Annotated in this window: 12 protein-coding genes and 1 pseudogene; 4 read left to right on the forward strand and 9 right to left on the reverse strand. The window is 65.6% G+C overall.

Going from position 1 to position 13426, the window contains the following annotated elements:
• Positions 1-127: 127 nt before the first annotated feature.
• From JHD73_RS22565 to gatC, 9 genes are all read right to left on the reverse strand, one after another.
• The gene (locus tag JHD73_RS22565) at positions 128-1039 is read right to left on the reverse strand and encodes a LysR family transcriptional regulator (RefSeq protein ID WP_199032420.1); all 912 of its coding nucleotides are present in this window, start codon (positions 1037-1039) and stop codon (positions 128-130) included.
• Between the two features lie 21 nt (positions 1040-1060).
• A complete protein-coding gene (locus JHD73_RS22570; protein WP_199032421.1) occupies positions 1061-2257 on the reverse strand; it encodes a class I SAM-dependent rRNA methyltransferase in 1197 nt (398 codons plus the stop codon).
• A 48-nt stretch (positions 2258-2305) separates the two neighbouring features.
• Positions 2306-3304, reverse strand: coding sequence for a tyrosine recombinase XerC (gene xerC, locus JHD73_RS22575; protein ID WP_199032422.1), 999 nt, complete (start codon positions 3302-3304; stop codon positions 2306-2308).
• A gap of 11 nt (positions 3305-3315) precedes the next feature.
• Positions 3316-3993 carry a DUF484 family protein gene (locus JHD73_RS22580; RefSeq protein WP_199032428.1) on the reverse strand — a complete coding sequence of 226 codons (678 nt, stop codon included), beginning with the start codon at positions 3991-3993 and terminating at the stop codon, positions 3316-3318.
• Positions 3994-4015: 22 nt separating this feature from the next.
• Positions 4016-5479 (reverse strand): Asp-tRNA(Asn)/Glu-tRNA(Gln) amidotransferase subunit GatB, encoded by a 1464-nt coding sequence (gatB, locus tag JHD73_RS22585; protein ID WP_199032423.1) that lies wholly within the window; start codon positions 5477-5479, stop codon positions 4016-4018.
• A 71-nt stretch (positions 5480-5550) separates the two neighbouring features.
• Positions 5551-6555, reverse strand: coding sequence for a dienelactone hydrolase family protein (locus tag JHD73_RS22590; protein WP_199032424.1), 1005 nt, complete (start codon positions 6553-6555; stop codon positions 5551-5553).
• On the reverse strand, positions 6534-7025 hold the full coding sequence (locus tag JHD73_RS22595; protein ID WP_064806004.1) for a hypothetical protein: 492 nt from the start codon (positions 7023-7025) through the stop codon (positions 6534-6536). Before JHD73_RS22595 ends, JHD73_RS22590 begins: the two co-directional genes overlap by 22 nt.
• A 157-nt stretch (positions 7026-7182) precedes the next feature.
• Positions 7183-8670 (reverse strand): Asp-tRNA(Asn)/Glu-tRNA(Gln) amidotransferase subunit GatA, encoded by a 1488-nt coding sequence (gene gatA, locus JHD73_RS22600; RefSeq protein ID WP_199032425.1) that lies wholly within the window; start codon positions 8668-8670, stop codon positions 7183-7185.
• Positions 8671-8745: 75 nt separating this feature from the next.
• Positions 8746-9045 (reverse strand): Asp-tRNA(Asn)/Glu-tRNA(Gln) amidotransferase subunit GatC, encoded by a 300-nt coding sequence (gene gatC, locus JHD73_RS22605; protein ID WP_021196954.1) that lies wholly within the window; start codon positions 9043-9045, stop codon positions 8746-8748.
• Positions 9046-9551: 506 nt separating this feature from the next.
• Here gatC and JHD73_RS22610 point away from each other — a divergent pair.
• From JHD73_RS22610 to JHD73_RS22625, 4 genes and pseudogenes are all read left to right on the forward strand, one after another.
• Complete coding sequence (locus JHD73_RS22610; RefSeq protein ID WP_004628293.1) at positions 9552-10595, forward strand: rod shape-determining protein; 1044 nt, start codon at positions 9552-9554, stop codon at positions 10593-10595.
• A gap of 221 nt (positions 10596-10816) precedes the next feature.
• Entirely contained in the window at positions 10817-11860 is a 1044-nt protein-coding gene (gene mreC / locus JHD73_RS22615) for a rod shape-determining protein MreC (protein WP_199032426.1), read from the forward strand.
• A 14-nt stretch (positions 11861-11874) separates the two neighbouring features.
• Positions 11875-12387, forward strand: a complete 513-nt coding sequence (mreD, locus tag JHD73_RS22620) for a rod shape-determining protein MreD (RefSeq protein ID WP_199032427.1) — start codon at positions 11875-11877, stop codon at positions 12385-12387.
• A gap of 45 nt (positions 12388-12432) precedes the next feature.
• Positions 12433-13426, forward strand: a pseudogene (locus JHD73_RS22625) (penicillin-binding protein 2); the annotation flags it as partial.

Raw genomic sequence — 13426 nt, forward strand, 5'->3', positions numbered from 1 at the left:
GGCTTGGCGGATTTGCCAAGTGGACACATTGTTCCGAAGCGACACGCCCAGAAAAACACGGCCGCGCCGGGAAGACTTTTGCGCGCCACACAAAAATGCACGCCCGCTGTGGCGCGGTTACCGGCTTTCAGGCGAATAGGTGGCCAGCCTGGTCCAACACATACGCCATGAACGCACGAACCTTGCGGGACTGGCGCCGGTTGATGGCATAGACGAAGTGGATGCCCGCTGCCTGGCGGCCGCCGGCCAGCGGGTAGTCGGGCAACAATTGAACCAGCTCGCCACGGTCGATGGCATCGCCGACCAACCAATGGGGCAGCAGCGCGATACCCCCACCGGCCTGGGCTGCACCAAGCAGCACCTCGACGTCATTGGCGCTCAGGTCGCCGTGTGGCGCGATCTCTATCGCGACGTCTCGATCACGGTGCGAGAACGCCCAGACCACGCGCTCGCCGGATTGGCGGTAGCGCAGGCAGTTGTGCAGCGCAAGATCGGCCGGTTCGGTTGGTTGTGCACGCGTGCGCAGATACGACGGATGACAGCACAGAACGCGCCGGTAGCGGCCCAACGGCCGGCTGATCAGCGTCGAGTCGCCCAGGGTGCCGATACGGATGGCCAAGTCGATGTCGGTTTCCACCAGGTCGGCGTAGTCGTCGGTCAGCGACAGCTCCACCGACATCTTGGGGTGCGCCTTCAGAAATGCCGGCAGGAGTGGGCTCAACACCCGCTTGCCGAACACCCGCGGCACGCTGACCCTCAGGCGCCCGCGTGGCTCGCTCGCAAAGGTGGCGACGCTGTCGTGCACCGCATCGAACTCGGCCAACAGCGCGTCGACTCGGCTCTTGTAGAGCTCCCCCGGCTCGGTAAGCGACAGCTTGCGCGTCGTCCGCGTCAGCAACTTGACGCCCAACTGGGCTTCCAGCAGGTCGATCTGCCTCGACACGCTGGATGGCGCAAGTCCAAGCCGCTCGGCGGCCTCCGTAAAACTCAGTGTCATGGCAACGCGCTGAAACACACGCATCGCGGCAAGCATGTCCATGCGGGCGCCCCTGAGTATTGCCTACCCAACCTGTAGCAGCAAACCCTTGAGGTATTCGCCTTCCGGGAAACTCGTCAACAGGGGGTGATCGACACCTGCGGCCAGACGACGCTGAATGCGCGCCGTCACCTTGGCATCGGCCGCCGCGCCCGCAACGATCTTCTGGAACAGATCGACATCGATCGCACCCGAGCACGAGTATGTGAACAGCAGGCCGCCCGGGCGCAGCAACTGCATGCCGACGAGGTTGATCTCCTTGTACGCGCGCGCCGCACGGTCCACCTGCTGGGCTGACGCCGCAAACTTGGGCGGGTCCAGCACGATCAGGTCGAACTGGCGCCCCTCTGCGCGAAAGTTGCGCAGCGACTTGAAGACATCCGCATCCAGCCATTCGGCACGTGCCGGATCGAATCCGTTGAGCGTGACGTTGCGCTCCGCCACCGCCAACGCCTCGCCCGACGAGTCGATCGACACCACCGAACGCGCCCCGCCCTTCAATGCCGCCAGCGAGAAACCACCGGTATAGCAGAAGCAATTGAGCACATCGCGATCTTTCGCCAGCGCACCGACGAGGGCACGGTTGTCACGTTGATCGACGTAGAAGCCGGTCTTGTGGCCCTCGCGCACATCCACGTAATAGCGCACGCCGTGCTCGGTGGCGGACAAGTCTGCGGCGGGCTCGGCGCCGGCCAGCACGCCGGTCATCTGTTCCAGGCCCTCGCGCTCACGCACGCTCACATCGGAGCGTTCGTACACGTTGGGGCAGCCCGTCTCCTTGATGAGCGCGGCGACGATGGCGTCCTTCCAATGTTCGACACCAGCGGCGCTGAACTGGCAGACGAGCTGACCCGCCTCGCCGGTGCCGTACTGGTCGACGATCAGGCCGGGCAGGCCGTCGGCCTCGCCCATGATGAGGCGCACGGCATCGGTGTCGTGTACCCAGGCGCGGCGGTATGCCAGGGCAGCTGCGATGCGGCGCTTGAAAAAGGCGTGATCGACGGGCTCAGCCTCGTCAAAGCTCCACACGCGGGCGCGAATCTGCGAGACGGGGCTGAACGCGGCGCGCGCCAGAAACTGGCCGCTGGCGGCACGCACAACCACGGTGGCACCGGAGGCCGGCGGGCGGCCTTCCATGCGGTCGATGGCGTTGGCGAAAATCCACGGGTGCCGGCGCAGCAGCGAGCGCTCCTTGCCGGGCTTGAGAATCAGGGTTTGCATACGACTGGGGGAAAGAGTGCGCCCCGCTACAAGGTTCGGGGCAGCGCGTTACTTCTTCTTTGCGCGGGGATGCGCCTGATCGTAGATCTTGGCCAGGTGCTGAAAATCGAGCGAAGTATAAACCTGCGTGCTGGCAATGCTGGCGTGCCCGAGCAGTTCCTGCACGGCGCGCAAGTCACCGGACGACTGCAGCATATGCGTGGCAAACGAATGCCGCAGCACGTGCGGATGCACATCCGCCGGGACACCGGCCTCGATGGCGTTACGCTTCATGCGCAGTTGAATCTGCCGCTGCGCCAGCCGCTTGCCGCGCGGCGACAGGAACAGCGCGTGCGCATCCTCCGGCGCCGTATCAAGCTGTGCGGGCTTGGCCAGTTGCTCGCGCACCGCCAGCCACGCGGCCAGCGCCTCGGCAGCCTTGGAGCCGACCGGCACGGTGCGCCGCTTGCTGCCCTTGCCAAGCACCATCACCTCGCGTGCGTCGAGATCCAGCCAGCTGGTGGACTCATACTCGCCGGCCTTCACGTGGCGCAGGTCCAGGCTGACCAACTCCGTAAGGCGCAGTCCGCACGAATAGAACAGCTCGTTGACGGCGCGGTCGCGAATCGTCTCTGCATCGTCGCCCGGCAGTTGCTCCATCAACGCAACGGCTTGTTCAACGGACAGGGCTTTCGGCAACCGCTTCGGGCTCTTGGGTGCACGCACGCCGTCGACCGGGTTGGCCGTAACAGCCGCGTCACGCAGCGCCATCCACTTGTACCAGCCGCGCCATGCCGACAACGCCCGTGCAATGCTGCGGCCCGACAAGCCGTTGCCGTGCAGTTGCGCCATCATGCGGCGGATGTGGTGCGTCTGGAGTTGCGTGAGATCGATGCCGGCCGCAAGCTGCGCGCCCAATCGCTGCAGTACGGCCAACTCATGGCCGTAGCTTGCCAGCGTGTGCGGCGAGAGTTGCCGCTCGAACTTCAGCGCATCGAGGTAAGCCGCAATCTGCGGATGCGGCGGCGCGGGTGCGTCGCGATCCTCGTTGTCAGCAGATTGCGGCATGTGGTGTGCGCTCAGTCGCGCAGGCGGTTGAGCGTGGCCGCGGCAAGTTCGCCGATCTGCGCGAGGTAGGTCGTGCCCATGCCGTCGTGGAAGCGACGGGCATCCGGCGAGCCGAGCACCAGCAGGCCGAAGGCCGGCGCGGCGCTGGCATCTGCATCACCACGCACCGGCACGCGCAACGTGACAATGGCGACCGACTCGATCGTCTGAGCGGTTTCCAGCCAGCCGGCGGCCTCGAAGCCCGCATTGGCGCCACAGTACGGCGCGCGCAGGCCAGCGGCGAACAATCGCACTTCCTCGCTGACACCTTGCGCCACTTCCAGGTGCGCGAACTCTTCGCCCACCTGCCACACGCGCAGCGCCACTGCAGGCACTTCAAAGACCTCACGCAGGCCATCCTGCACCACGTAGGGCAGCGCGTGCGTGTCGGCTTCGCCCAGCAGACGCGTCGTCCAGGCGTGCACGCGTTGCTGCGTGCGGTCGTTCTCATTGCCGTGGCGCATCAGGTCCGATAGCTTCAGTTCCAGATGCTTGTGCTTGTCGCGCAGGATTTCCATCTGGCGCTCCTGCAGCGACACGGCACGGTGGCTGTGCGGGCTGGTGAGCTGGATGGCGGCCAGCAGCTCGGCGTGCTCTTCAAAGAAGGCCGGGTGCGCTTGCAGGTAGTTGGCGACGTCTTGTGCGTTCATGGTCATGGCGTGCGGCTACCCCTTAGGCGCCCAGTTTCTTCTTCAGCAGATCGTTCACTTGTGCCGGGTTGGCCTTGCCGCGCGTGGCCTTCATGGCTTGGCCGACCAGCGCGTTGAAGGCCTTCTCCTTGCCCGCGCGGAATTCCTCGACCGACTTGGCGTTGGCCGCCAGCACATCGTCGATGATCTTCTCCAGCTCGCCGGAATCCGACATTTGCTTCAGACCCTTCTCGGCGATGATCGCGTCTGCATCGCCGCCGTGTTCGCCAGCCCACATGGCAGGGAAGACGTCCTTCTTGGCGGTGTTGTTCGAGATCGTGCCGTCGGCAATGCGTGCGAGCAGCTTGGCGAGTTGTGCGGGCTTGACCGGTGCAGCGTCGATTTCCAGATCGGCGCGATTCAGGTTCGAAGCGACCTCGCCCATGATCCAGTTGGCAGCAGCCTTGGCGTTGGCGGCACCAGCCTCGGCCACCACGGCCTCGAAGTAGGCGGCGGTCGCCTTGGTGGCGGTCAGGATGCTGGCGTCGTACTTCGGCAGGCCGTAGGCCGACTCGAAGCGCGCAGCCATGGCGGCTGGCAACTCCGGCAGCGTGGCGCGCACGCGCTCGACCCAATCGTCGCCGATGACGAGCGGCAGCAAATCGGGGTCCGGGAAATAGCGGTAATCCTGTGCGTCTTCCTTGCTGCGCATCGAGCGCGTTTCCTTGCGGTCCGGGTCGTACAGGCGAGTTTCCTGCACCACGGTGCCGCCGTCTTCGATCAGCTCGATCTGACGGCGCACTTCGTAGTTGATGGCCTCTTCCAGGAAGCGGAACGAGTTCAGGTTCTTGATCTCGCAGCGCGTGCCGAACGGTGCGTCCGGGCCGGGGCGCACCGAGACGTTGGCGTCGCAGCGGAAGCTGCCTTCCTGCATGTTGCCGTCGCAGATGCCGAGCCACATCACCAGTGCGTGCAATGCCTTGGCATACGCCACGGCTTCAGCGGCGCTGCGCATGTCGGGCTCGGTCACGATTTCCAAGAGCGGCGTGCCGGCGCGGTTCAGGTCGATGCCGGTCATGCCCGCAAAGTCTTCGTGCAGCGATTTGCCGGCGTCTTCTTCCAGGTGAGCGCGCGTGAGCTGCACGGTCTTCTCATAGCCGGGCTGGCCGTTCTTGCCTTCCACCTGGATGGTGAGCGTGCCGCCCTGCACCACCGGGATCTCGTACTGGCTGATCTGGTAGCCCTTGGGCAGATCCGGGTAGAAGTAATTCTTGCGCGCGAAGATGCTCTTTGGCGCGATCTTGGCGCCAATGGCCAGGCCAAACACGATGGCGCGCTCGACAGCGCCCTTGTTCAGCACCGGCAACACGCCCGGCAAGGCCAGATCCACCGGCGCCGCCTGCGTGTTGGGCTCAGCACCGAATGCGGTGGAGGCGCCGGAGAAAATCTTCGAGACCGTCGAGAGCTGCGTGTGCGTCTCGAGGCCGATCACCACTTCCCATTGCATGTTGCGTGTGTCCTGTCGATTGTTGTGGTGTGAATGTCTAGGTGTTCGTGTATTCGTGTACTGCTATGCGATCAGGGGCGCGGCGCATCCAGCCAGGCCGCAAGCTTTGCGAAGGCGGCCTCGCGTGCCGCCGGATCGCCACCCACGGTGACCGTACCGTGACGCCTCCCATTCGGGATGCCGCTGCGCTCCGTCACCGGTGCCGTGCCATCAAAGCCATGATAGGCCCCGCCAAACGTCTCCAGCTCGAAGCGCGCCTGCGGCTGACGGGCCAGCACCGCGGTCTGCAGGGCCTGGCATCTGTCGGCAGGCGTCCAATCGTCATTGCCACCCGCCAGCAGCAGCAACGGCGCGTTCAACTGATACTTCGCTCGCTGCAGCGCAGCCGCACAGCCCGGGTAGAACGCCACGGCGCGCTCCACAGCCGGCGTGTCGGCGGGCCAGGAGCGGCTCGCGTCCACGGTTTCCAGCACGGCCTGCGCACCGTTGGACCAGCCCAGCAGCACGATGCGGCGCGCATCCACGCCTGGCTGCGCAGCCACCCAGCGCATCGTCGCCAGAATGTCTGCCCGGCGCACGGCACCGTTGATATCGCGTGCCGCAAGCCGCTCGGTGCAGATACCGTGCGGTTTGCCGCGCGGGCCAAAGCTGTCGGGCAACACCACCGCGTAACCGCGCGCGCCCAGCCACTGCGCATAGCCGCGATAGCGCGTACCCAGCGCCTTCGCATCCGTACCCGCCTGCGTGTACAAACCGCTGCAGCCATGCAGCGCGATCACCACCGGCAAGCCTGCCGACGGCGCCTTGCCTGCAGGCGTGACCCAATACGCGGTCAGCGTCTGCGGCGCGTCTTCGGCGTCTTTCATGACGGCGCGCGGAATCTCCACCGTCTGCACAGCCAGCTCCGCTGCCGACGGTGCGCGTGCCGCTGGCATGTCTGGCAGGGCGCCTTCCGCGTCGGGCGTCGGCTGGGCAGACGCGTGCAGCGCCAGCAGGGCGCCCGCCAACACGGCCACCACCCGCACCCGAAGCGATGTGCGCATCACCGGGCGCATTACCGGGCATTGCGGGCGCACTGGCCCGTTTGCGGATCGAACATCACCGGCCAGGCTTCTTCGTAGATGCCGGGCGTGCAATGCGCCTCGCAGTTGGCATGCGCCAGCGTTACGCGGCGCGGGTCCTGCCAGACCATCAGCGTGCAGCTGCCATTGCGCTCGCGCAGCTCGATGCTCGGACGGCGCTTGGTCTGCTGGAAGGTCGACAGATCAAACTGGCACGAACCGCGACGGCCAACCCACAACTGCCACTGCAACGCACTGACGTTGTTGTTGTCCACGGTGAGCGTTGCCTGCTCGCGGAAGCCGTCTTCCTCGGTCTGGCTGCAGTAGCCGTTGACGCTGATGGTGCGATCGGCAATCGGCGGTGGCCCAGACGGGCGACCAAAACCCGGAATGCCCGGCAGCGACGGCAACGGAATCGGCACGCAGGCCGCCAGCAGGACGGCGGCAAGCGCCAGCCCGAGTGCGTTGCGGATGCGGGGGTTCATTGCGATCGCCTCCGAGCGGATTGCGTTCATTTTGCCTTCGTGGTGTCGGCGACAGCCTGCATTCACGGACGTGCGCCTCCCCGCTGCGCGGGGCCCCTGCTTATTGTTCATGCGGCCCCCTGCGGTGCAGCGGTGGTCCGAGCGCTTGTGAGCGCCTTCAGGCTGCCGGTTGGCGTGCGTGCCAGTCGGTCGCCTGCTGGAACGCATGCGCGATCTGCAGCATGCGTGCCTCTTCAAAATAGTTGCCAATGATCTGCAAGCCAACCGGGAGACCGTTTGCGCCAAAACCGGCGGGCACGCTCATGCCCGGCAGACCTGCCAGGCTGGTCGACAGCGTGAAGATATCCTCCAGGTACATCTGCACCGGATCGTCGCTCTTCTCGCCCAATTTCCAGGCAACGGTCGGCGCCACGGGGCCCATGATCACGTCGCATTGCTGGAACGCGTTCTGGAAATCCTGCGCGATGATGCGGCGGATTTTCTGCGCTTGCAGGTAGTACGCGTCGTAATAGCCGTGCGACAGCACATAGGCGCCGACCAGGATGCGGCGCTTGACCTCCCAACCGAAACCTTCGGCGCGGGATTTGCGGTACATGTCGGCCAGATCGCGGTACTCGGCCGCACGGTGGCCGTAGCGCACGCCATCAAAGCGCGACAGGTTGGACGATGCCTCGGCCGGGGCGATCACGTAGTACGTCGGGATCGACAGCTCAGTCTTGGGCAGGCTGATGTCGACCAGCGTGGCGCCGAGCTTTTCCAGCTCCGCCAGCGAGGCGCGCACGGTGGCAAGCACGTCGTCGGCCAGGCCTTCGCCAAAATATTCCTTGGGCAGACCGATGCGCAGGCCGGCCAGCGGGCGGGCGGCGTCAGCGCCTTGCAGCGGCTGGCCCAGCAGGCGGCTGAAGTCTTCCACGTCACCGCCACGGCCGGGTTCCAGGCTGGTGGAGTCACGCGGGTCAAAGCCGGCCATGGCAGACAGCAGCAGCGCGCAATCCTCGGCGGTGCGCGCCATCGGGCCGCCCTGGTCCAGCGACGAGGCGAAGGCGATCATGCCGTAGCGCGACACGCGCCCATACGTCGGCTTGATACCGGTGATGCCCGAGAACGATGCCGGCTGGCGGATCGAGCCACCCGTATCGGTGCCGGTGGCCGCTGGCGCCAGATCGGCCGCTACGGCGGCCGCCGAGCCACCCGACGAGCCGCCCGGCACGTACTCGACGTTCCACGGGTTCTTGACCGCGCCAAAGGCCGAGTTTTCGTTGGACGAGCCCATCGCAAACTCGTCCATGTTGGTCTTGCCCAGCGTCACCATGCCGGCGGCGCCCAGGCGTTCCACCACGGTGGCGTCAAACGGGCTGACGTAGTCGCCCAGCATCTTGGAGCCGGCCGTGGCGCGCCAGCCACGCGTGACGAACACGTCCTTGTGGGCGATCGGCACGCCGGTCAGCGGCGCCGCATTGCCGGCAGCGATGCGCGCGTCGGCGGCCTGCGCCTGCGCAAGCGTCGCTTCGGCATCGACATGGGTGAAAGCGTTGAGGTGTGCCCCGGCATCAATGCGCGCGAGGTAATGGCGCGCAAGTTCCACCGCCGAAACCTCCTTGGCGGCGAGTTGGGCAGACAGGGCTTTGATCGTGGATGCGGTCATCGAATACGTTCGGATGGGCTGCCGGCTACAGCCGGCGTCGTCGAATGGAGTGGGGTCGAGAGCGGCGCGCGCCGTTTACTCGATCACCTTGGGCACGAGGTACAGGCCGGCCTCGGTGGCCGGGGCGCACTGCTGGTAATCGGCGCGGCGGTCGGCCTCAGTGACGGCATCTTCGCGCAGGCGCTGGGCCGGCGCCTGGATCAGTTCGATCGGGTGGGCCATCGGCTCAATGCCGGTGGTATCCACGGCCTGCATCTGCTCGACCAGCGTGAAGAACTGGTTGAGCTGGGTCAGGGTCTGCGCCGCCTCGCCATCGGAGACTTCAATGCGGGCGAGGTTGGCGATGCGTTTGACGTCGGAGAGTTCGAGTGCCATCGGAGTGGATCAGTGAGTGCGGCAGCGGGCGGGCAATGTGCGCAAGTGGCAGCCAAGCGACGGCTACTGCGCGTGAGGCATGCTCAGGTTACGCCCGAGTTGTGCCGATCTGCCGCAAAATTGGAGGCAAACGCCCGCGAAACGCCCGAATTATAAGGTATGATTGCCGACTAAATTTCTAAGTCAGCAGGCGACTTCGTGCAGCCACGGACCCTCTGATTAAGTGGCCGGGAACCTCCCGGCGACGCCGCCGTCAGCATCTGGCGACACTTAATCAAAGGTTCCTTGGGACCGCCCCCTCCGGGCGGCTCACCCTCGGCAGGATGGCCAGTGCCACGGCACCCCACCGCCGACCACCACGGAGCCCGCGACATTCCCGGGAGCGCAGTAGCAAGATCGGACCGTATGGTGGCCATGTGGCAGCCTGCGACGTCCGCGTATCGGTGTAGCCGTTGACCGACATCCTGCTGCTGGGCCGCCCATGACTCGAAAACAGGATTCATTCGATGTTCGGCTTTTTGCGCAGCTATTTCTCCAACGATCTTGCGATCGACCTCGGCACCGCCAACACCCTGATCTACGTCCGCGACAAAGGCATCGTCCTCGACGAGCCGTCGGTGGTGGCCATCCGCCAGGAAGGCGGCCCGAACGCCAAGAAGACCATCCAGGCTGTCGGCAAGGAAGCCAAGCAGATGCTGGGCAAAGTGCCGGGCAACATCGAGGCGATCCGCCCGATGAAAGACGGCGTGATCGCCGACTTCACCGTCACCGAGCAGATGCTCAAGCAGTTCATCAAGATGGTGCACGACACCAAACTGCTGCGCCCGAGCCCGCGCATCATCATCTGCGTGCCCTGCGGCTCGACCCAGGTCGAGCGCCGCGCCATCCGTGAATCGGCGCTGGGCGCCGGTGCTTCGCAGGTGTACCTGATTGAAGAGCCGATGGCCGCAGCCATTGGCGCCGGCCTGCCGGTGTCGGAGCCGTCGGGCTCGATGGTGGTGGACATTGGCGGCGGCACCACCGAGGTGGGCATCATCTCGCTGGGCGGCATGGTCTACAAGGGTTCGGTCCGCGTGGGCGGCGACAAGTTCGACGAGGCCATCGTCAACTACATCCGCCGCAACTACGGCATGCTGATCGGCGAACAGACCGCTGAAGCCATCAAGAAGGAAATCGGCTCGGCCTTCCCGGGCTCCGAAGTGCGCGAGATGGAAGTGAAGGGCCGCAACCTGTCGGAAGGCATTCCGCGCGCCTTCACGGTGTCGTCCAACGAAATCCTGGAAGCGCTGACGGACCCGCTGAACCAGATCGTGTCGTCGGTGAAGATCGCGCTGGAACAAACCCCGCCGGAACTGGGCGCCGACATTGCCGAGCGCGGCATGATGCTCACCGGCGGCGGCGCGCTGCTGCGTGACCTGGACCGCTTGCTGGCCGAAGAAACCGGCCTGCCGGTGCTGGTGGCCGAAGATCCGCTGACCTGCGTGGTGCGCGGCTCCGGGATGGCACTGGAGCGCATGGACAAGCTCGGCAGCATCTTCTCGTACGAATAACGGGATCATGCACCGCACGTATCCGGCGCATTTCGCCATGCCCGTCTTCCTGGCCGCACCAGCGGCCGTGGCGGGCCGCTGAGATGCGTCCCGCGCCGGTGCGCCGTGCCAAGCCCACCCCGGGCCCAGGCACCGCACCAGCGCCACACCCAATCTGTTGCCGGCAGGCTGCTGACGTTGAACGTCAAACGCCTGCCGTGCCTATCTGAAGCGTCCGGGTCATGGATTACTCCCCGCCGCCCCTTTTCAAGCAGGGCCCGTCCGCCACCGCACGGCTGGTTGCCCTGCTTGCGCTTGCGCTTGCGCTGCTGGTGATCGATGCCCGCATGTCGGTACTGGGCGTGGTCCGGCAGGTCGTGTCGGTCGTGCTGTACCCGGTTGAGCGCCTGGTGCTGATTCCGCGCGACACGGTGCGCGCTGCGCTGGATTACACACAGTCCTCAACCAAGCTCGCCGCCGACAACCGCAATCTGCGCGAATCGGCTGTCGCCCAGGCCCAGCAATCGCTGCGTGCCTCGCAGCTCGAATCCGAGAACCGCAACCTGCGCACGCTGCTCAACCTGAAGCAGCACGCAGCTGTGCCGACCATCGCGGCGGAAGTCCTCTACGAAGCGCGAGACCCCTACACCCAACGCATCGTCATTGATCGCGGCTCGAAAGATGGCGTGCGCGCCGGCTACCCCGTCATCGATGACCGCGGTGTGGTTGGTCAGGTGACGCGCGTGTCGCTGTTCGAATCGCAGGTGACGCTGCTGACCGACAAGGACCAGGCGATCCCCGTAGAGGTCGTGCGCAACGGCCTGCGCAGCGTGGCCTTTGGTGGTGCCCGCCCGGGTGCGCTGGATCTGCGCTTCATGGCGGCCTCAGCGGATCTGCAGCAGGGCGACCTGCTGGTGACCTCGGGGCTGGACGGCGTGTATCCGGCGGGTCTGCCGGTGGCGCGCATCGCACAGATCGAGCGTAAGGCCGACACCGCGTTCTCACGTGTGATCTGCGAGCCGGTGGCCGGCATCCGCAGCAACCGCCACCTGCTGATCGTGAAATACGAATCGGGCTTCCCGCCGCCGGTGGACCTGGCGCCAGCATCCGCCCCCAAGGGCAAGAACGCCGCGCGCGACGCCCGCGAAGAGAAGGATCGCGCCGCCCGTGCCGCCGCCGAGGCAGCCGTGCCCGGGCCAGCCGCCGAAGAAAACACCCCGCCGCCGCGCCCCACCGACGCTGACGGCAACCCGCTGGACACCGCTGATCCAGCAGTCAAACGCTAAGCGAGGCATCTGTCATGAACTCGCCCCAATACCTGCTGCGCCCGGTCAACCCCGGTTTCATCGCCTTCAGCTTCATGCTGGCGTTCCTGTTCAACCTGATGCCGTGGGGCCACATGCAGTGGATTCCCGATCTGGTGGCGCTGGTGCTGGTGTTCTGGAACATCCACCAGCCGCGCCGCGTGGGCATGGTGGTGGCCTTCCTGCTGGGCCTGCTGATGGATGTGCACGAAGCACGCCTGCTGGGTGAACACGCGATGGCATACACGCTGCTGTCGTACTTTGCGATCACCATCCACCGGCGCGTGCTGTGGTTCTCGGTGCTGTCGCAGGCGCTGCACGTGCTGCCACTGCTGGTGCTGGCGCACGCCGTGCCGATCGTCATCCGCCTGCTGATGGGCGCGCATCTGCCAGACTGGCAGGTCATCCTGCCGCCGCTGATCGAAGCGGCCTTGTGGCCGTTCGCCAATGCCTTCCTGCTGGCGCCGCAGCGCCGGCCGGAGAGCGTCGACGAAACGCGGCCAATCTAAGGCGTCCGATCTGATGTCTTTCGCTCGTTTCGCTGTTAGTCCGGCATGACCGAAATCCGCAACGTCGAACAGGAACTGTCGCGCTTCCGCCTGCGGCTGGCGGCGGCTGCCCTGTTCGTGGTGATCTGCTTCGGGCTGCTGCTGGCGCGCTTCTTCTGGCTGCAGGAGGTCAAGCACGAACAGTACTCGGCCAAGGCGGAAGACAACCGCATCTCGGTGGCGCCCATTGAGCCCAACCGCGGCATCATCATGGACCGCAACGGTGTGGTGCTGGCGCGCAACTACTCGGCGTACACGCTGGAGATCACACCGTCCAAGCTGCAGGACACGCTGGATAACACCATCGACCAGCTAGCCCAGGTGATCGACATCCAGCCGCGCGACCGCCGCCGCTTCAAGCGCCTGATGGAAGACGCGCGCAGCTTCGAGAGCCTGCCGATCCGCAGTCAGCTCACCGATCAGGAAGTCGCGCGTTTCTCGGCGCAGCGCTTCCGCTTTCCGGGGGTGGACGTTCACGCACGCTTGTTCCGCCAGTACCCGTTGGGCGAGTCGGCGTCGCACGTGATCGGCTACATCGGCCGTATCTCCGAGCGCGACCTGGATCGCATCGACAACATGAGCGATGCCAACAGCCAGCCCGGTGTGACGTACGACCCGCGCAAGGATTCCAACAACTACAGCGGCACGGAGTACATCGGCAAGGTCGGCATCGAGCAAAGTTACGAGACCGAACTGCATGGCCTGACCGGCTACGAAGAGGTAGAAGTGAGCGCGGGCGGGCGACCGATCCGTACACTCTCCACCTCGCAGGCGACGCCGGGCAACAATCTGATCCTGTCGCTCGACATCAACCTGCAGCGTCTGGCCGAGCAGCTCTTCGGCAACCGCCGCGGCGCGCTGGTAGCGATCGAGCCCGAGACGGGCGACATCCTTGCCTTCGTCTCCAAGCCGACGTTCGACCCGAACCTGTTCATCGAAGGCATCGACAGCGCGACTTGGAGCGAGTTGAACAACTCGCCCGACAAGCCGCTGCTGAACC

The sequence above is a fragment of the Ralstonia sp. ASV6 genome, from assembly GCF_016429285.1.
GTDB classification, from domain to species: Bacteria; Pseudomonadota; Gammaproteobacteria; order Burkholderiales; family Burkholderiaceae; genus Ralstonia; species Ralstonia flaminis.

What these genes read in the sequence shown, in the direction of transcription:
- JHD73_RS22565 (WP_199032420.1), bottom strand. Translation starts at nt 1,039, where the DNA reads ATGGACATGCTTGCCGCGATGCGTGTGTTTCAGCGCGTTGCCATGACA.
- JHD73_RS22570 (WP_199032421.1), bottom strand. Translation starts at nt 2,257, where the DNA reads ATGCAAACCCTGATTCTCAAGCCCGGCAAGGAGCGCTCGCTGCTGCGC.
- xerC (WP_199032422.1), bottom strand. Translation starts at nt 3,304, where the DNA reads ATGCCGCAATCTGCTGACAACGAGGATCGCGACGCACCCGCGCCGCCG.
- JHD73_RS22580 (WP_199032428.1), bottom strand. Translation starts at nt 3,993, where the DNA reads ATGAACGCACAAGACGTCGCCAACTACCTGCAAGCGCACCCGGCCTTC.
- gatB (WP_199032423.1), bottom strand. Translation starts at nt 5,479, where the DNA reads ATGCAATGGGAAGTGGTGATCGGCCTCGAGACGCACACGCAGCTCTCG.
- JHD73_RS22595 (WP_064806004.1), bottom strand. Translation starts at nt 7,025, where the DNA reads ATGAACCCCCGCATCCGCAACGCACTCGGGCTGGCGCTTGCCGCCGTC.
- gatA (WP_199032425.1), bottom strand. Translation starts at nt 8,670, where the DNA reads ATGACCGCATCCACGATCAAAGCCCTGTCTGCCCAACTCGCCGCCAAG.
- gatC (WP_021196954.1), bottom strand. Translation starts at nt 9,045, where the DNA reads ATGGCACTCGAACTCTCCGACGTCAAACGCATCGCCAACCTCGCCCGC.
- JHD73_RS22610 (WP_004628293.1), top strand. Translation starts at nt 9,552, where the DNA reads ATGTTCGGCTTTTTGCGCAGCTATTTCTCCAACGATCTTGCGATCGAC.
- mreC (WP_199032426.1), top strand. Translation starts at nt 10,817, where the DNA reads ATGGATTACTCCCCGCCGCCCCTTTTCAAGCAGGGCCCGTCCGCCACC.
- mreD (WP_199032427.1), top strand. Translation starts at nt 11,875, where the DNA reads ATGAACTCGCCCCAATACCTGCTGCGCCCGGTCAACCCCGGTTTCATC.